15 protein-coding genes are annotated in these 18907 nt (G+C 55.7%); all 15 read right to left on the bottom strand.

Features of this window, described 5'->3' with window-relative positions:
* Positions 1–32: 32 nt before the first annotated feature.
* The 15 genes from ABE504_RS00245 to ABE504_RS00175 all read right to left on the bottom strand — a co-directional run bounded on the left by ABE504_RS00245 (position 33) and on the right by ABE504_RS00175 (position 18739).
* Positions 33–3107 carry a putative baseplate assembly protein gene (locus ABE504_RS00245; protein WP_430082824.1) on the bottom strand — a complete coding sequence of 1025 codons (3075 nt, stop codon included), beginning with the start codon at positions 3105–3107 and terminating at the stop codon, positions 33–35.
* A 50-nt stretch (positions 3108–3157) separates the two neighbouring features.
* On the bottom strand, positions 3158–3559 hold the full coding sequence (locus ABE504_RS00240; RefSeq protein WP_430082821.1) for a GPW/gp25 family protein: 402 nt from the start codon (positions 3557–3559) through the stop codon (positions 3158–3160).
* Between the two features lie 18 nt (positions 3560–3577).
* The gene (locus ABE504_RS00235; RefSeq protein WP_430082818.1) at positions 3578–4303 is read right to left on the bottom strand and encodes a phage baseplate assembly protein V; all 726 of its coding nucleotides are present in this window, start codon (positions 4301–4303) and stop codon (positions 3578–3580) included.
* A complete protein-coding gene (locus ABE504_RS00230; protein ID WP_430082815.1) occupies positions 4303–5391 on the bottom strand; it encodes a phage late control D family protein in 1089 nt (362 codons plus the stop codon). Before ABE504_RS00230 ends, ABE504_RS00235 begins: the two co-directional genes overlap by 1 nt.
* A gap of 3 nt (positions 5392–5394) precedes the next feature.
* Positions 5395–6021 carry a CIS tube protein gene (locus tag ABE504_RS00225; protein ID WP_430082812.1) on the bottom strand — a complete coding sequence of 209 codons (627 nt, stop codon included), beginning with the start codon at positions 6019–6021 and terminating at the stop codon, positions 5395–5397.
* Between the two features lie 241 nt (positions 6022–6262).
* The gene (locus ABE504_RS00220) at positions 6263–6781 is read right to left on the bottom strand and encodes a hypothetical protein (RefSeq protein ID WP_430082809.1); all 519 of its coding nucleotides are present in this window, start codon (positions 6779–6781) and stop codon (positions 6263–6265) included.
* Positions 6778–11466 (bottom strand): hypothetical protein, encoded by a 4689-nt coding sequence (locus tag ABE504_RS00215; protein WP_430082806.1) that lies wholly within the window; start codon positions 11464–11466, stop codon positions 6778–6780. The genes ABE504_RS00220 and ABE504_RS00215 overlap by 4 nt, the downstream gene beginning before the upstream one ends.
* A gap of 35 nt (positions 11467–11501) precedes the next feature.
* Positions 11502–11951, bottom strand: coding sequence for a phage tail protein (locus tag ABE504_RS00210; RefSeq protein WP_430082803.1), 450 nt, complete (start codon positions 11949–11951; stop codon positions 11502–11504).
* Positions 11952–11966: 15 nt separating this feature from the next.
* The gene (locus ABE504_RS00205; RefSeq protein WP_338143330.1) at positions 11967–12140 is read right to left on the bottom strand and encodes a DUF6760 family protein; all 174 of its coding nucleotides are present in this window, start codon (positions 12138–12140) and stop codon (positions 11967–11969) included.
* A 20-nt stretch (positions 12141–12160) separates the two neighbouring features.
* Positions 12161–12532, bottom strand: a complete 372-nt coding sequence (locus tag ABE504_RS00200; protein ID WP_126141507.1) for a phage tail assembly protein — start codon at positions 12530–12532, stop codon at positions 12161–12163.
* A gap of 85 nt (positions 12533–12617) precedes the next feature.
* The gene (locus ABE504_RS00195) at positions 12618–13052 is read right to left on the bottom strand and encodes a phage tail protein (RefSeq protein WP_430082800.1); all 435 of its coding nucleotides are present in this window, start codon (positions 13050–13052) and stop codon (positions 12618–12620) included.
* Between the two features lie 43 nt (positions 13053–13095).
* Entirely contained in the window at positions 13096–14829 is a 1734-nt protein-coding gene (locus tag ABE504_RS00190) for a phage tail sheath family protein (RefSeq protein ID WP_430082797.1), read from the bottom strand.
* Positions 14830–14953: 124 nt separating this feature from the next.
* Positions 14954–15772: a hypothetical protein gene (locus tag ABE504_RS00185; protein WP_430082794.1), complete on the bottom strand. Its 819-nt coding sequence runs from the start codon at positions 15770–15772 to the stop codon at positions 14954–14956.
* An 11-nt stretch (positions 15773–15783) separates the two neighbouring features.
* Entirely contained in the window at positions 15784–16362 is a 579-nt protein-coding gene (locus ABE504_RS00180; RefSeq protein ID WP_430082791.1) for a DUF4255 domain-containing protein, read from the bottom strand.
* A 175-nt stretch (positions 16363–16537) separates the two neighbouring features.
* The gene (locus ABE504_RS00175; protein WP_430082788.1) at positions 16538–18739 is read right to left on the bottom strand and encodes an ATP-binding protein; all 2202 of its coding nucleotides are present in this window, start codon (positions 18737–18739) and stop codon (positions 16538–16540) included.
* Between the last annotated feature and the right edge of the window lie 168 nt (positions 18740–18907).

Here is an 18907-nt window from a genome sequence, read left to right as displayed (position 1 = left end):
TGTGCTCACCTCCTTTTTGCGAAATATGCGCTCTATAATGCGTTCACAACCACTTTGTGCTTCCCGCTGACGACAATGCCGTGCGGCAGGGAAGGCAGACGATTCACGTCAAGCTCCGTGCGCTCGCCATCCTCGATTTTGTACACGGTCATGTACAGCTTCTCGACGTGACTGATCGTCCGAATCGACTTCAGCAGCGCATAAAAGACGGAAGGATGGATCTGCTGACCGATCGCCCAGCCCTTCTGATCAAAATTGCCTGTCAGCGGATCAAGAAACCGCGTCAACTTGTCCAACGCCTGGATTTCCGTCTGCACGACGGCATCCATGCCCTCCACCGCCACGATGGCGGAGACGGAGATTTCCATATAGACCGGCTCGATCACTTGCAAGCGCTCCGGGAATGCAACGAGACCTGAGGCGCGTTTCAATATAAACCGCTCCACCTGCTTCTTCAGTTCCGGGAACGAAGCGCTGCCGAGCTGGCCTTCCTTCGGCAGCACGACGAGCGTCATCGCGCCGATCTCTTTTTCCATATAGGCGTTCATGTTCGGAATGCACGTCACCTTGGCAATGTTCGGATACGCCTCGCGCGCCAGCCACTCGTAATCCCTGGCGGAAACCGCCCGATTCCGATGCTTGAGCAGCTCAGGTCCGCGCACAAGCGCCGCCTCCAGCTTCTCGGCCTGACAGCCTCCGGACGCCGGTTCCGGGTTGTACACTTCCCCGACAAAAGCGATCGAATCCTGCATCTGATTGATCTGCCGTGCACCGACATTGCCGATTTGACCTGCCGTGACCTGATAGTTCACCTTCATCTGCTCAAGCCCGCCCTTCGGCGGCCGCATCCCATGCACACCGTCACCGACGCGAATGCGGCCGAACGTGCGGTCAATCACATAATGCCGGTCCCGATAACCGGATTCCGTCAAATCGCGAACTTCCGTCCAGCGCACCCAAACGTTCAGCAGATTGCCGTCTGTATCCCGGCGCACATCCGTCAGCGGCGTTCCAACTTGCTCATATTCAGCAAGCTCTTCCTCCGTAACATAGTCGGTTTCGTCGATCCAGACCTCCTCCGACACGATGCCTGTCCGGCTCAATTGATATTCCGTTTCATCCAGGTCCTTCACTTCCGGAATTTCGCCCGTAATCGTCTCCTGCTGCAAAATCCGCACCGTATTCATATAAAAACCCTGAATCGTCGGAATATGAATGCGGCCTGTCAGATCCTCGTACAAATCATCCCGGTTTACCGCGCGAATCCAATACCCCGTTTGCCCAAAAAGCGGCGCCTCCGCAAAATCGGCCGGCCCGACAAACTGCACCGTTCCGCTCTGCGTCAGGCCGTTCGTCTCGTCGATCACTTTCAGCGCCGTCCACTCCGCCGGAGTTCCCGGCAGCAGCCCTGCCCGCAAATACTCCCATTCCAGCATCGGCACATCGTGCTCAGAGAACCGCTGCTGCTTCACCGATACGAAAAGGGAAATCGGCCCTTTGACCGGCTGTGTATCAAACGAGAAGAGGAGCGCAGGGTGCCGACCTTCCAACGGTTGAAACGGCTCAAATCCGCCCATCAGCTGTCTGCTGTGCTTCGTCCGGTCCTCAAACACCGTGTTATTGAACGCGAGGCAGCGCTCCGCTTCGTACAGACGATCATCATACGCATACGTCAGCAGCACCTCGTCGATCCAAGGCGATAAGTACAGCGCCTGCGGCTCGTACGCGTTCTCGATGTGCAGAATACGAGCCCGAATCCAGCGATTCTCATTGCCATTGACCGAGGTCGGCTGTAAATCGATCGGACAGCGGAAACGGATTTCCTTTTGCACTTTGCGCTCCGTTGGGTAATAGAACAGTTTCTCCGCGTCTTTATGGACATCGAGCCTGACCCACGTCGTACCGTTCCAATACTCCCAAGCGACTTGCAGCACGGTCACGTGCTTCACCGGATCTTTGTCGAACTTGGACTTCTTCATCACGAGCTTCCAGTCAATGTTGTCCTTCGTTTCCGGCCCAAAACGGTTCTCAATCGCCTGCAAACCGAAGCTCAGCCGAATATCTCCGTCCGTCTTCGTAAACACTTCCTGGCTGCCAATATAGAAAGAACCGTATAACGCGAACTGATCGCCAAACGGATAAAAGCCCGCAGGATCGGCATCAATATCGTTATAAAACATTTGATCAGGTGCAATGCCGCCGGTTTCCAGCGTATCTGCGTAATCAGTTTTGAAAGCGATATGATCCATCGCCAAGCGGCTCTCCGCAAGCGACTTGCGCTCCATGGAATGCGGCGTCAAGCGGCATTGCAGCCATCTTCCGGCGATGCCGTTCACGTCCGCCAGGGCGATCTCGGCCTGCACGTCTTTATGCAAAATGACCCGGTTCCCCTGCGTCTCCACGCGGTCAAAAGGCTTCCAGCCCTCGGCTGTGGCATACAGCCACTCCGTGAGCAGCGGATCGGCAAGCTGAGCGGCAATATCCTGCTCTTCAAAACGGCGCGTCGAATTGCGGAATTCAATCTCAATCTGTGCAGGATGCGTCACGGTGAACAGTCCGCTATGCTCCACAAACATCGCATGCGCCTGAAGATCCTCGCCTTCCTGCAGATTAAACAGCTTCTTCGGCAGCGCGAGCCCTTGACGGCTTGCCGCCAAGAAGTCGTCGCCGATGCGCAAAATTCGATCCTGACGCGCGCTGGTGACATAGACGCTCGTCATCACGGCCGGCGTCAGCAGCGCGCTGCGCGCCGTTTCGTACAAGATCATGGCATCTTCCAGCGCAGCGCCAATCTGCGTACCCGCCGAAATGAACACCGACTCCTTCGTCCCCTCGTTCAGCGCAAACGTGAGGTAACTACTTGCGGGCCTTGCCGGCAGCAGCGTCACGTCGAACATGTTGAGGAACGAGATTAGGTTTTTCGTTGGCACCTTATTCAGCCGTTTGATGTTGTCGTGGAACATATCCGCAAACATGAGAAACAATGCCGTGCCCGGATCCGGGTCTTCCGGCGTGAAGCGCCACTCCGGCGTATAGAAGGGCACCATGTCCTTCATTTGCGCGATCAGATCAGGGATGTCCCGGGCGTCAATTTTTGGAGGCAGCACTGTTGCACCTCCTTTCTTGCACATGTCATCATCAATTCCGCAGCCTCTTTCTATTTGGAGCCTTCAAATAAGTAGAACGGATACACCTGGTTAAATAAGTTGTTCGTCGTACGCACCAAATAAGAAATATGGATTTTCAGCTTGGCTGGATCATCTGCTTCAGGCACGCACCGTACCTCGACCTCTTCCACCCGAGGCTCCCAGTTGCGGATCGCTTCCTCAATGTTCGTCTTCAGCAGGTGCAGCGTCGTGTCATCCGTCGTACCAAAAATAAACTCCTGCACGCCGCAGCCAAACGACGGGCGCATCACGCGCTCCCCTTGCGTCGTGCCCAAAATCACGCGGATCGCTTCCGCGATGTCTTCCTCATACTCGGACATCCGGATTCGTCCTGTGGCAGGATCGACCTGAATCGGGAACTTCCAGCCCCGTCCCAAAAATGCCTCCGACATCTCGTCACGCTCCCCGAGTTAGTTGATTTTGACTAAACTGCCTTTGATGTTTATGATGCCGTCCGATTTCAGATCCAGCGAGGCGCCGGCTTTCAGCGCCATCGTAGCCGACGCTTCGATGTTCACCTGCGTCGACTTGATCTTGATTTCCTTCGAGCTTTCAATCGCGACGTCGCCTTTGGCGTTCATCGTAATTTTGGAGGTCGAGCTGACGATCGAGATTTCGTTCGCCGAGCCGCCCTTGATCGTAATTTTGTTGTTGCCGCTGTCGTCGGCAATTGCGATGGAGCTGTCTTTATCTTTAAGCTCAATGACTTGGCCTTTTTTCGTCTTAATCGTGATGCTTTCGTCGCCGCTTTTGTCATTGAACGAAATTTCGTGGCCAGAGCGGGATTTAATCATCCGCAAATCGTTCTTGTCCGCCGGAGCCGGCGGCTTATTCTTCGGGTTCCAGAGTGAGCCGATGACAAAAGGCATCCGCAGCTCGCCCAAATGGAAGGCGACGAGCACCTCGTCGTTCACCTCGGGGATGAACAGGGAACCCATCTCTTTGCCACCCATCAGCGTAGCTATGCGAACCCAGTCCGTCTCGGTCTCCGTCTCCTGCATCGGAAGCTTGAGCTTCACCCGCCCCAGCTTGTCAGGATCGTTATTGTTCGTCACAATACCGACCATCACGCCGTTCATTTTTTGGGAAGTAAAATCGGAAATACCGCCAATCGTAAAATCGGGTGACTTGTACATTAGACCGCATTCCCCCCTAGCTGAAACCGGGTCACATACCCTTCGTCATCGTAAATGTGGGTAGCTCCGGTGATGTAATAGGGCTGGTCGAACGTTTTGCCGACGCCGCTCAGCTTGATGTAGCGCCCGGCGCGAATTTCCGGGATGCCGACGCATTCCCCCGTGCCGCTGATCAATCGCATGGCCCGACGATTCAGGATTGCGCTGGCGTAGCTTTTTGCTTCCTCCTGCGAAGTCACATTCGTGTACATGTGCTCCACAAAATCACCTTTCGAGGAAAGTAGATCTTTCCCTGTCTTGCTGTTGCCGCCGAGCTTCGTGATGCTGGCTGATTTGCCCTCAATAACCTTGAGCTCTTTGTTATCCCAAGCGCGCACCACAACCTCGGTCAGTTGCTCCGCTAAATTCATATCAATGGACAGCGAATTGATCGTTTTCCCCATCTCCAGTGTCATAACAGCTGTAGTGGCGGTGAGCGGCTTGCGGAAGTATAAATTTTTGCCGACGACGAAAAAATCGTAATTCACCAGATTCGCGAGATTCTGGATAAAATGATAATCGTTGCTGTTGCTCTGCGCGAGCGCCGGGAATTCAGTCGTCGTGGCGTCCACATTCGTCTTGAGGCCGTATGTTTTGGCGATTTCCTCGACAACGTCGCTGTATTTCTTTTTATTCCAGGAACGGGATTTCGTCCCCTTCATCATCAAGTACGAGATGTCCATGCCCCTCACAATCAGGCCGAACTCCCCCTCCGCCGAAAACTCCGCCACAACCGAGGTAATATGTCCGGTGAACACCGCTGTAAATTTGTCGACATAACCCAGGCTAATATCGATCGCTTTGCCCAACGTGAACGTGGAAATCCACTTGATCTCGTTGTTGGTGATGTCGTACGCATTCATAATACGAAACGAAAAGGAATCCGCCGTCCCATCGATCGTCGTTTCCACGCGCAGCGAGTCGATGGCGATGTCATCCGAGATTTTGGAGCCGTCTACGGAGATCAGATAGGCCGGTGCTTCAAAATCTTTATATTTTTTAGCTAAATCGTCGTATGTGAACGAACTTGTTTCAAGATCCAGAGCCATGGGCTAGTCCAACCTCGGAACCGAAACGCGGCGTCCCGTAGCGACTTTCAGCGGATTATCGATCCCATTGGCTTTGGCGATCTCCCGCCACAGGGTCGGGTCTTCATATTCATTCGCGGCAAGCGTCCAGAGCTGGTCGCCTTGATTCAGCATTTTCAGCTTAGTGCGGTCCGCGGAATGGCGTGGAATTTGCTTCAGTTGATCCTTCTTGCTCAGCGTCGACTTGAACGTGACTTTCAACTTCGCGCGCACCGGCACGCCGGTGTCCAGAAACATCGTGAAGTGCTGATTGACGCCGACGACAACGCCTTTAAAATCCAGCGATCCCCACACAAAACGGCACAGCGGCGGAGCGTGAATCTCCTTCTCAACGTCGAGCAAGCCGGAAATTTTCTGGGTCAGCTCGCGAACGTCCGTCCCTTGTTCATAGGTGTCAAAAAACAGATCCATCGTTAGCGTCGTGGTACCCCCGCTTACAAATTGAGCGATCGGCATGGACAGCCCCGGCACGGTTTTCCAAGAATAGCTGTTGTTCGTGTCAATGGTGTATTCACCCGGATTAAACATCACTTTCACGTTCTCGGTTTTGCTTCCCTTGTGAACGATAATCATCGCTTTCTTGAGCGCCATGGGACCAGTCCTTTCTAACGGGATGTTGGTAATTTCCTGGGTATCTCATATCAAAACGGCGAAAAAGCAGGGATTTCCTCGATCCTTGCCTGATTCGCACTCAATTCCTGCGATTCGGCAGGAATTAGGAACGAAAACTCACAATTTCGAGCGAACACGACTTAAAAACTGCTTTTTCGCAGGCATCTTGCCAAAAAGGCCATCTTTGTAGAAAATTCCTGCCGATTTGCAGGCATTTCAGTCAATAGCCCCGGCGCTGCCGTTCGAACCGCATCTTTTTCTCGATTTCGCGGAAAACCCGCTCGGCAATCTTGGAAATATCGATCGGCGGCAGCTGCTTGATCAGCTCCTGCACCTGCTGCTCCGTCAACTCCGGCGGCGCTTGCGGGGCCTGCGGCTCTAACGGGCTCTCGGGCTCCGCACGCCTCGGGCTCAGCCAGTCCAAATCGAGCGGCGCCTCCGCCAGTGAACTGATTGGCGATTGCTTATGCTCCAGAATCGCTGCCAGCGATGCCGGCAGCTCAGCAGTGCTTGGCGGCTGTCCCATCCCAACGTTCGGGGAGAGCTGAATTTGCTCGACTGGCACCGTGTGCATGGGTGCGCTCGCTGACGTCGGCATGATCGCCGTGCGCTGCGTCTGAAGCTGCATGTCCGCAGGCGCAGGAGTCAGCATCGGTGACGCGGTGGCAGCCCCGGACGCGGTCATGCTCTGTGATGCGGCAGCGCTGCTCGGCAGCGGTGTACTTTGTGCCGTGATCATCGGCTCGGCGCATTGGACGTGATCGACTCGGTGCCGGTGCTGGCGAGTCGGCGCTGCGTCATTGCGGCGCTGCTCGTTGGCACGCTGGCCGTTGATGTAGTGATCAGCGGCGATGATGGCGCTGTTGGTTCGATGACCGCGCTGCCTAGACGGCGCGGGGTCATTGAGGTGCTGCTCGTTAGCGCACCGTTTGATGCGCTGCCCAGCGGCGCTGCCGCCGCTGTTGGTTCCATCCCCGCGCTGCCTAAGCGGCGCGAGATCAGTCCAGCGCTGCTTCCGACCGCGCTGGCCGTCGGTCCTGCCATCAGCGGCGCTGTAGCCGCTGATGGTTCCATCCCCGCGCTGCCTAGGCGGCGCGAGATCAGTCCGGCGCTGCTCGCGAGCACGCTGGCCGTTGGTCCTGCCATCAGCGGCTCCGTAGCCGCTGATGGTTCCATCCCCGCGCGACCTAGGCCGCGAGGTGTGAGCCCGGCGCTGCTCGCGAGCGCGCCGGTTAATGCTGCGGCACCGCTTCGCTCGGTGCCGACTCGCGCTTGCCGCTGCACCTGCGGTGCCAGCGGCTGCATGCCCCCGCTGGCGGCGTTCGGCGCGCCAGCCAAACTCCCGGCGGCGCGGCCGATGGCCGCCGCCTGCGTCAACCTGCCCGGCCCGAGGGCGGGCAGGCGGTGTACCCCTGCGGCCTGCGCAGCAGCCGCAGCGCCGAACTCAGCGCGCTGCTGTGCAGCCGCGCTCAAGCCCCCCGGCCCGGCCAGCGGCGCCCGCTCGCGGTCGGCGGCGCGCCCACGCCGCTGCAAGTGCTCGGCTTGCGCCGCACGCCATATGCCTTGGCTGCGCTGCGCTGAGCCTTGCTCAGCCCCAAGCTGCGCAGCAGGTCCAATGCCCTGCAACCGCACCGCTAGCCCTTCGCTTAGCGAGCTCAAGCCCCTTACACTGCTGCGCAGTGCGGACTCGCTCGCCTGCTCGTGCATCCGGTACAGCAGACTCATCTGTTCAGCTCGCTGCGAAGGGACTAACGTCCCCTGTGCAACGTGCTCGGTAGTCTCGTCCACCTGTCTCTGCACCCCTGCAGGCCGGTTCTCTCCATCCTCCACCAGCTTGCTATTGGCAAACTGTAGTCGGCCAGGCGAGCGTTCCATCGCTTCGAGTGGCTCGATGTGATCCTGCTGCAATCCTGCGTCAACGATAAGCTCCGAAGCCCGCGCCGGCACAACAGAAGCAGATTCCGTATTCCCTTGCCGTTCCGTAGCCTCCGGCACATTTTCTTCCGCCTGAGGTGCCGCTCCAGTATCCGAAGTGCGCTCAGACCGCTCAGTAACCGTGCGATCGTCAGCCTCGACGGACCGTAACACCTCCTGCATCTGCTCCAGCAACTCCGCAGATACAGGGTCTGCTGCCGGACCGCTTCTTCGCGCCTGCACCATACTGACAGGCGCTATATCCTGCTCATGGATGCGCTCAGCCGTAACATGCGGCTGCTCGCTCTCCTTCAGCGGTTGAATTTCCGCTGCAGCGCTCCGTCTCACGAAGCCGCCTTGCTCCACACGCCCAGCACGCAGCGTGAGCTGCGGCGGTCTCGCGCTTAGCAGCCGGCTGTTTCCTTCCGGACCTGCTTCCCTGCTGGCGAGCAGGCCGTCTCGCAGTTCCGGATGTGTGATGGAGTCCCGCCTTGTGGGGATGCCCGGATCTTGCTTGGCTGCAACATCCGGCAGTCCTGCCCGACTCGCTTCAATTCTGCGATGAATAGCTGTCCGCTGCATACGTACGCGCTCTACGTTCGTTAACTCGCCGTTTCTGCGCACAAGCTCAAGCGATTGACGGTGCGAAGCGGAGGAAATAGGCACCATCGATGCTTCGCGTACTTCTGTAAAGCTTGCATGACTTGCCGCCTCTGGAGCCGGACCATTCTTCGCAGGCTCCGGATTGGAACGCGTTTCCCCAACCGCCTCCGCTTGCCTTTCATGGATCTGCCCAGCCGCAACGCGGTGAGCTTGTACAACCGTCCCTCGTCCTGCCGAAACCGTTGGCCTCTCAGCCAATGCCTTCCGCGGTTGCGGCGCCAAGCGCTCACTGCGCTGCATGACTCGCGCCGCCAGCTCTCCGGCCTGAAGCCCTGCCGTGTGGAGCTGTGCAGCTGCCTCCAGCCGTTTCGCAGCCAAAGGCGATACCGGCATGCCAGCTTGCTGCTCAACCGGCGCTGCCATATCCGCCTGCCGAAGCTGACGCTGTACATTGTCCATCATACCCGGCTGTGGGGAAGACGGCTGACCTTGCTTTCGGAACAGAAGCGAGCCACTTCTCGCTCCACGCCCTGACACAGGCTGTATGCCGCTCACCAGAGTCCGCTCACCGGCCATCTGCCTGTTCTTCGCTGCAACTTCCACAGCGAGCTCACTTGCCCGCAGACGATTGGTCGCAGCATCCGGCGCAATGCCGTCTTGCTCAGCCGATTGCCTCCCTGCGGATACCGACGATGCCATAGCGGAATCGCCTAGACGCTTGCTCGCTTTGGCCAATACGCTGGAGGCAAGATCGCCTCGCAGCGTTTCTTTCATTTCAACTGTTTCTCTCGTTCCATATAACGCTGGTCCAGCTTGTTGAGTGCTGTTGCTATTATCAATACTTCTAATCGACGAATCGTTAGAAGAGGATTGTCGTTGCCAGGTAACGAGCTGCTGCATCGCGTTCTCATTGCTGTGGATTTTCCGCGCCGAGGACAGGGAATCACCTGGGTGATACTCCGTCATTTTTCTAAAAATACGGCTTGGATACGTCGCCAGCAAATCTTCACGCTTTACTTGTGCTGCGGCTCTTCTTACAATGGGCGATCTCTCTTCTTCTACAGAAGGAGACATCCTGCTGCCAGTGCCCTCGCTTAATTGTTCGGCAATCGGTGCAGGCTCATTCGCCTTTGCAGCCGTTCCCCTACGTTCTTGATGAACGGGTTCAACGATCGGATGCTTCCGAGGCCGACCACGCTTTCTTTTTACAGGTCGTTGTTCGAGCTGTTCGGTCTTGCTTGCCTGATCTTCACGTTCTATCAGCGAACGTGAAACTGGTAAACCGGCATCTTGGCTCGCTTGTAGGTTGGCTTGATGATGACTTGTTTGTTGCTCTGCGGTTTGCTCACCCGCTTGACTCGCCGGACGAACCCACACTGCATCCGCTTGAACCGCCTCAGGTTCCAACGGACTTTGAATCCCACGTTCCCCTTGGGGCACTGTGCTGCCGGTTACTAGCTGCCGATGGGTCATCACCGAAGAAGCAGCTTGCATAAACCTTGGCACACGCGAGGTTAAACTTATGGCATTGATCGGCAGAAGCTGCTCGCCGGTTGCCAAATATCCTTGTGCAATCGAAGCAGACGGACTGCTTGCGGTTTGCGTTTGTGCCGAACTTGCATGTGTTTCTCTTTCAGACGAAGGCTGTTGAATGCTTGGGGTCTGGCCCTCCGTATGCTTCATCAGCAAACTTTGGATAAATTGAACCGCACTCGGTACTTCACTATTGGAGAAAGGGCCTTCCCCTAACTTCCAATTCCCCTGGGATGCATTCACTTCGGCAGGCTGACGCCATACCGACATATCCATCTCAGGCGAGCTTGTTGTATACAGGCTCACAGCGCCTTGTTGCAGCTGCGGTTTCGTAACTTGCTGCAGCAATTGCTTAGCAGCATGTAGAAGTGTAGGCTGCCCTTGCCGGGAAAACTTCGCGCCAAGCGCCCCTGACACACTTTGCTGCTCATTCGTACTTATGCTTCCGTTTTGAAACTCCGCCATCCACTGCGATGCACGGCGAACGGCCTCCACGTGCTGTGCAACGTTCACCTGATTGATGACCTTCTTGCGCTGAACCTCTCGCTCTCCCGCATGAAAAGATGCGGGTCCATTTGCCTCGCGAACAGCCTGTCTGAGCCATACTTGAAAGGGACTTTGCAGCGGTCGATCCGCACCCAAACTGCGAATGCTATTACGCTGATCAGACGCTTGCTCTTTGCTGCCGATGACGCCATGCCTCAGCATGCCGATCGAAGCGGCGAGCTGCCCGATCGCGCGCTGCGTGATCGATGTATGATGATGATTAACAACATGAATGACCGGCTGCTTATTCGTCACGTGATGATGATTCACGACATGAACATTTTTGGGCGCAGCCTGCGTTTCTTGCTCAAATCTTGCGCGCCTTTCCTCCAGATCCCTCTTGCTTGGACGCCCGCGTTTTTTGGACTTAGGCTCATCTGCCGCAGGAGGAGGCGGTGCCGGTACGACTTGCGCTTGCTCCCCAGGAGCCGCAGACAATGATGCAGACTGTTTCGGACGCTCATGTCCGCTCTGCAGGATCATCTGCTGCAAGTGTTGAATCGTGCGCTCTTTGGTAATCAGTGGAGCCGATTCCGGATGCTGCAAACTTTGCAGCTGCAGTTCCAACTGCAGTACCCAAGCTGGATCGCTGGAAGCGCCGAGCTTGGCGAACTCCTTCTCGGACAGCCACCCTTTTCCCTTAAAAATAAGGGAAAACATGCCCAAATAATTGCGTTGATCCCAGCCATACTTGCCCATTAAGCCGCTTGCAAATTGCTTCGAAGACCTGGAAACCCGATCCATCGGAGCCAGCATCTTGCTTGCGGTGAAACGCACGGGAGCCTTCTTGATTTTCCCTCGGGATTTATGCGATTGTCGAGCTTTCATCAATCATCACCTCAAGCAATCCCGGATGAACCCCGCTATTTTTTAAAAATCGTCTTTAAGCCCTCATGAACAAGCTCAATCGACTCCACCGCCACATTCACGCTGGTGGCATTCAGATCCGGACCGTTCCACTTCACCGGAAATGCGCTCGTGAATTCCCAACGGCACACTTCATCGCCCAGGGCATTGTTCAAAATAATTGAACCGTTTTTCCGTTTGATTTTCCCCTGCGCCGCACTATTGTACCAATCCCAGAGATCGCTCGAACTCGCAATCCCCCGCTTGAGCACAATGTTGGGGTTCTTCGCGTGCTGCACCATATAATGCGGGTGCGTGTTCACGCCGCCTTCCCACAATGGTTTCACTTCAATCTCCGACTTCATGCCGGTGACCTCCGAAAACCCTCCGGCTTCCAGACCGTCAAGTTCGACTTTAAAACGAAAAGCACCGCTGATATTGCGCAGCTTGGAAGGATGCGTGCTCATCTCTTCATTCCCCTCTTACCGAAACACATCGAACGGGTTGTCGGACGGTTTCTTGCCTTCTTCGTTCAGATTGCGGTTGATGCGGGAAATTTCCTCACACCATTTACGGCGTTCACGGTGTTCCATCGCCATGATCTCATCGTGCGGCCAATGGAAATAGTACGCGATAAAGCCTACTTCCTCATAGATTTTCTCTACAGGATAGCCCGTTACGCCCTCTCGTCCAAAAAAGACACGTCCACGCTAAACTCATGTTCGCATTTCGGGCAGGATGTGTGAACCCGAGGCACTTCCATTTCGTTAATTTGCCGGTAAAAATTTTGCAGGAACGCGAGGTCCGCCGTGAAAAGCTTCTCGATCACGCGCGTATCGATCGCACGTAAATCGCCCAGGCTCGTAATAACCCGCGTCAGCAAAATGATCGTCAAGTACCCTGGATTTTGCTGTACCCGCTGGTCGCGCATCGGCAAAATTTCGTCGGCCGCCGTCGCCAACCGCATAACGCCGCGTTTGTGCAGCGTGCCATTGTCGTCTACGTAGCCTCTAGGAAGTTCAAACTCGTATTCTGTCTTGAAAGCCATGATGTCGGTACCCCCTTAAGGTTTAAATTAAAAAGAAGAGTCAGGTACCGGAGCTTGCCGCCCCGGCACCTACTCTAACCTCGTCTTACTTCGTGCGCGTCATGCCTTCGTGAGCAAGCTCCAAGCTCTCGATCGCGACTTCGTTCCCCGTACCTTTGAAGCTAGGTGCGGAGTATTTCGTCGGCCAAGCTTCGATGACTTGCCATGTCGCTACGTCAGCGCCTTCTTCATTGATCGCGATGATCGTAACCGTTTTACGGGAGATCTTGCCTTGAATAGACTCGGACAACCAGTTGTACATATCCATGGAGTCCGTAACCCCCCATTTCAATGAGATGTTGCCGTATTTAGCCAGACCCGGAAGCTTCCGGGCCGTGATCGTTTCGTTGCCTTCACGATACTCGATAACCGCCAAGGATGCGTCGAACCCGGACACATCGCTGAAACCAGCTTGTTGAATACCCTCTACTTCCACTCTAAATCTAAAATTGCGGTATGGATCCCTACGTTCGCCAGCCATATGATACCCCTTTCGTCATTATGTGAAATATCGTAACGTCAGACTATTCTTCTCTTGTTTTCTGTGTAATACGGAAGATCACGAACTCGGCAGGTTTCACCGGAGCGACCCCGATCACACAGATGAGGCGGCCGTTGTCAATGTCATCTTGCGTCATTGTGCTGCGGCCGATATTGATGTAGAACGCCTCGGAAGGACTTCCGCCCATCAGTGCGCCGTCTCTCCATACACGCGTCAAGAACGCGTCAATCGTCCGCTGAACACGTGCCCACAGCTGCTCGTCGTTCGGTTCAAATACGACCCAGTTCGTGCCGTTTTTGATCGACTCTTCAATGAAGATGAACAAACGTCTTACGTTCACATATTTCCACAGTCCGTTGGAAGAGGTTGTGCGAGCGCCCCATACGCGAATGCCTTGACCGGCAAAATGACGGATCAAGTTCACGCCTTGCGGGTTCAGAATATCTTGCTCGCCTTTATTGTACTGGCAATCCAAACCAACCGCGCCGCGTACGACTTCGTTGGCAGGCGCTTTTTGTACACCGCGAGACTGGTCGGAACGGGAGTAAATCCCGATGACAGAACCGGACGGTGGGATGTAAATATTGCGTTTATCCAGCGGATCGAACACTTGTAGCCAAGGGTTGTACATCGCTGCATAAGAGCTGTCGAAAATGTTGCGGTGCGTCATCACATCGGCAACTTTCGTTTTCTCACGCGGAATATCGAGTACCGCAAAGCGGCTGCCCAAGTTCTCGCAGTGCGCTACGAGCGACAATTGTACCGTAGGCTCCGTTACACCCGGAATCGCCATGATGGAAACAACATCGTTGTCGATAAAGGATTGAATGCCTGTACGTTTGCCAGGACCGCGGTCTACACCCATGAAAATATCAGGTGTTACGTTCGCAATGGAACCGTTGCTGCCGCCGGAAAGCGCGATTTGGAATTTGCCGACAGACTCGTCTTCGCCGGAGAGCACCTCGAAAGGAGCAATTGCGCCAAGATCTTTGCCTTCCGTCAAATCTTTCACTTGAATGATGTTGGAACGGGCAATGATTTTCTCAACATGGTTCGCTGCCGAAATGTTCAAAGACACTTTCTCGTAAGTTTCCGCCTCGTCACCGTAGAAAACATGCAGCGTGAACTCGCAAGTTGTAAGCACTTTGCTGGCCAGCAAGCCGCTGTCGACAACGTCGCCGTCCAAAGCATCGGACAGTTTGATGATGTTGTCTTGCGAAGAAACAACTTTGCTGTATTGCTTTTCGCCGGCTGCTTCGAAAGCGACTACGTCGCCAACGTTAAAGCCTGCGTTATTTTTGACGCGATATTCTTTTTCGCTCAGCACTTCGTAAATTTGCGTTTTCGCTTTGCTCGAAGGCACGACGACAACGCGTACTTGGTTACCCCAAGTACCTGGGTTCTTCGATGTAATGTTCAGAATCGCCGCTTCTTTGTTGCCGGCATCCTGGTTGCTCGCGACTTTGGCATCCGTAGGCGCTACGCGCATTACGAAGCAGCGGGAGCCGCCATTCAAGTAGAAATGCTCAACAGCGTAAGAAAGGAAACGGTACTCGCCAAACTCGTTTTCGGACAGATAGCTGCCGAATAAACGGTGGAAATCGGCTACGCTTGTAACCAGTTGCGGTACGCCCTCGATTTCCCCTCTTTGCGCAAGCCCGATAAACCCGGCCGTACTTGTGCTTGCACCCTCAAGCGGTTGTGCTCCGCTGTCAAACTCTTCCACATAGACCCCAGGTGATAAATAGTCAGCCATTGTTCCCCAGTTCCGTCAGTGGACACGATCCCTTGCTCATCATGTTGACCTCTGACTTGAAACCAGTTCTCTCCTTTCTGCTTGTCATTTTTTGTATAGAAGATGGACGTGTCCATTCTACTAATTAGAGTTGCGTGAGACAGACCGTGCCCAGATTCGTCGTTGCGCCTTCGGCCACGGCAACTTCTTTGATTACTTGCTGGCTTGCCGATCCGTATGAAATCATTAAATCGGCTGTAAAGTCCGGAATGCGATTCCCCCGGAAGGCAATAACCACCTCTCCCCGCTCTGTGCTTCGCGTCATCTGCACGGGCATCAGCAGCGCGCCTCGCGCGTACGCCTTGGTCAGCTTGTCCCTCAGCCGAAAGCGTTTCTGATGCTCCAGCACCTCGGCGATCCGGATAACCTCCTCGGATGCCTTCGCCCCCCGGCCTCGAAGCAGATAAGTGTCGCCAGCGAGCACTCCGCCTGTAAAAGAGCCAAGCGTCAGCTCCTCGCTGCCGCGTTCGGCCTGCTCCGTCATTAATCTGGCGCGTGCGCCGTCTTCCGACAGCACAACCGCTTGCAGCTCCGCGCCTTGCAGCGGGGTTCCTGCGCTGCTGTGCAGCATCATTCGAATCAATGGCGTTCCGGGTGAAAAAGGGTACGAGGGCTTGGGACTGAGCTGCACGACCGCAATCGCATTCGTGCTGCCGATGGAGATGCGCACTTGCTCCTGGAAGTAATACTCGCTCGTTACCGTAGCCAGATACGTGCCAGGCGTTAAATCATTAAATATATAGGAACCGTTCGTTTTGCGAATCGCTTTCGAACGGGTGCCCTCGAGGTGAACGGTGGTTGTGTTGCCAAGGGGAGACTGAGAAGTGAGTGAATCGACAACGCCTACAACCAGGGAAACGCGGGATTTTAAATGTGACACGCGAAGCTGTTCCATGTGTTCCACAGACCATCCCCCTAACCTTCAACGCGAAAATCGGTTTCTGTAACTCTTTTGGTCGTTTTAATGCGAGTTGAATCAATGTATACAGGACCAACCGTATAACTGACGGACAACCGGTAAGGCGTATCGGCGAAATTCCACATGTTTGTGAGGCTCTCGCCCTTAAAAGGTTCCATGACGATGCGGACTTCTTCATCCTGCTCGGCCAGCGTACCAACGGTCTGCGAACCGCGAAGAATCGAGTTGTCGTACAGCACCTGCATCGCCCTTCCCAGAATACGGTGCTCGTCTAGCGCCCTGGACTGCAGCTCCGCTGGCGATTGCACCGTCAGCAAATAGCTGAGATCGACGACCATCGGCGGAAACTGGATCTGGTCGGTGCCTCTGGACACCATATGGGTTTGACGATTTGCACCGCTTTCACGCACGTTGAACAAAAAGAGCGAGAGATAAAAATCGCCCTTATCGACCGGTGACGCAAGCCCTATCATTTCCGGCTGCGGGATCGGATCAGGTGTCATATTTTCCCGAAGAAGCTTGATTAATGACGTGCTGACATCGGCGATGACAGAATAATTGCCTATGGGAGTCAACTCCTACCACAAAATACCTATGTATGTGTTGAAATGATGAGTAATATGTCATATTCTGTACCTTTTTCTATTATAATTGCAAAAGCGATTGATGACTATAGTATTTTCAAATAAAAAAAGAAGCAGGTCTCCCTATGGACAGGAAACGAGCTTCATAGACGGCAATCCCGGATTTTTAGTAGTCTTCCCACTCCTGCTTGGCGAGAATTTTGCCTGACTTCTGCAGTTCGTGTCGAATCGAGCGGATGATGTGTCCCATATTGATCGGCACGCCCGCCTCCGCGGCCAGAAAGGCCGAAGACAGCACCACGTTCTTGATATTCCCTCCCGCGATCTCATAGCGCTGCGCCAAATATTTGAAATCGACCTCATCGCTGAGCGGCGCGGACGGCGGGAACATGGAACGCCATATTTTCTCCCGGTACTCGCTGTCCGGAAACGGAAATTTGATAACGTAATTAATCCGCCGCAGGAACGCTTCGTCAATGTTGTTCAGCAGGTTCGTCGCCAGCACGGTGATCCCCTGGTATTCCTCCATCTTTTGCAGCAAATAGGCCGTCTCAATGTTCGCGTACTTGTCGTGCGAGTCTTTTACTTCCGACCGCTTGCCGAAGAGCGCATCCGTCTCGTCAAAGAACAGTACGGCATTACTCATCTGCGCCTCGGTAAAAATCTCGTGGAGATTCTTCTCGGTCTCCCCGATGTACTTGGAGATGACCTGGGAAAGGTCCACTTTATACAGTTCCAGCTGCAAGTCGCCGGCGACGACCTGCGCCGACATTGTCTTCCCGGTGCCCGGCGGGCCGGCAAACAGCATGCTGAGCCCTTTGCCGTAGGCCAACTTCTTCTCGAAGCCCCACTCGCTGTACACGACGCCGCGATATTTCACCTGATTGCAGGCGTTGCGCAGCTGATCCTTCTGCTCCGGTGCGAGGATGACGTCCTCCCACTTGTAGCGCGGCTCGATGCGCGTCGCCTTGCGCTCCAGCTTGTGCTGCACCTGCTGGTAGCACGCCCGGTAGAGCGCGTCGCTGCGCAGCGACGCGCCGGGCTCCCCGGCAGGGGCCTCGCCCTGCCAAGCCGAATAGCCGCGCGCGAGCTCGAGCGCGCGCCGAATCTGACCGGGGGTGAAGCGGAACTTGCCGCTCATCACCCGGGGGTCCAGCCCTGCGCCGACGCCGAGCTCATCGGCGAATGTGCGCCACAGCCGTTCCCGCTCCCGCTCGTCGGGAACGGGCAGTTCATGCTCAAGGAGGAGCCGCTCCTTGGGCTTCCAGCTCAGCCGGTGGTGCGCACCGGCCAGCAAAAACACGGTGCCGCCGTAGCCGTCCAGCACCTCGTGGAACTTTGCGAGCCGCTGCTGTGCGGCGTGATCCGGCTCTTCGGGGTAAAGCTGCTCCAGGCGCGTGAAGCACAGCATCGCCTGGTGCAGGATCGCTTCGCGCACGATGACGCGGATGTGCGCCTCGAAGTGCTCCGCGTGCAGCGCCACCTCCGCGAGATCGGCTACGAGCAGCGGCCGATTGAAGTGGCGGCTGAGATGCTGCACGTGCAGCTTTTTGCCGGCGCCGGCGTTCCCCCACAGGTGGAAGGCCAGCCGCTTCCGCTGCGCAGGCGGCTGTTCCAGCGCCTGCGTGACGAAGCGCCGCAGGCGCTCCTGAAAGTCCGCCTGCACGAGCATAGGCGGGATCGCATCGTCCGGATAGACGATGGCGACGCCCGGCTTCAGCTTCGGATCGAGCTCGCCCGAATCCAGCAGGAAGGCGATGATCCGCTTATCCAGCTGCACCGCTCGGGAAAGCAGCGTCGGGCCGCTGACTTCAAGCAGCTCGCGGTTCAACAAATAGCGCGCCAGCCGGCCCTCCGGCAGCTGAAACGTCGCCCTCGCCGCCCGCATGTCCTCCGGCGTGCGGCAGGCAACCTGCAGCGCGAGGCTGACGTTTGGCGCTTTGGCCGTCAAATCGTCCTGCAAAAAACCGAAAATCCGTTCATATTTCCGGTCCAATTCCACCGCCAGCGCCAGCAGCACGACCCGCTCCTCGATCGCGGAGAGGCCGAACACCTGTGTCAGATAGGCCAGCGGCAGAAATACGCCCTGACGGCGGCTCTCTTCGCGCCTGGCGGCAATCGCCTGCTCCATATCCCGGATGGCGGCCAGATAGCCGGCCTCCTCCTCCTGCAGGTCATCATAGAGATCGACCCCGCCAATCAGGCGGAGAAACTCGTCCTCCGACACAAACATCCCGCGAAATGAATCCGTCTGCGGATCCGGCGTCAGGAGCTGACGCTTCCGGTAGATCAGCTCCAGTTTTTTATCGAGCAGCGACAGCTCGTCCTTGTAATGCTCCCAGGCATGTCCATATTGATATGCAGCCATAATCCTCCTGCCGACTTCTTTCTATCATTTTTTCCTGTAAACACCTATTGCCAAATCCGATTAACTCTTCTAGTGAACCTCTCGTCAATGAATTGACGAGCTTCTCAAATCATCGGGACTCGTAACCTTGTCCCTCCTTGAAGGCCAGTTCCTGGCCTGATTGAAATC

Origin of the sequence: Paenibacillus oryzisoli (assembly GCF_050467285.1) — a bacterium.
Taxonomy (GTDB): Bacteria; Bacillota; Bacilli; order Paenibacillales; family NBRC-103111; genus Paenibacillus_E; species Paenibacillus_E oryzisoli_A.
This window is presented reverse-complemented; position numbering and strand designations above follow the sequence as displayed.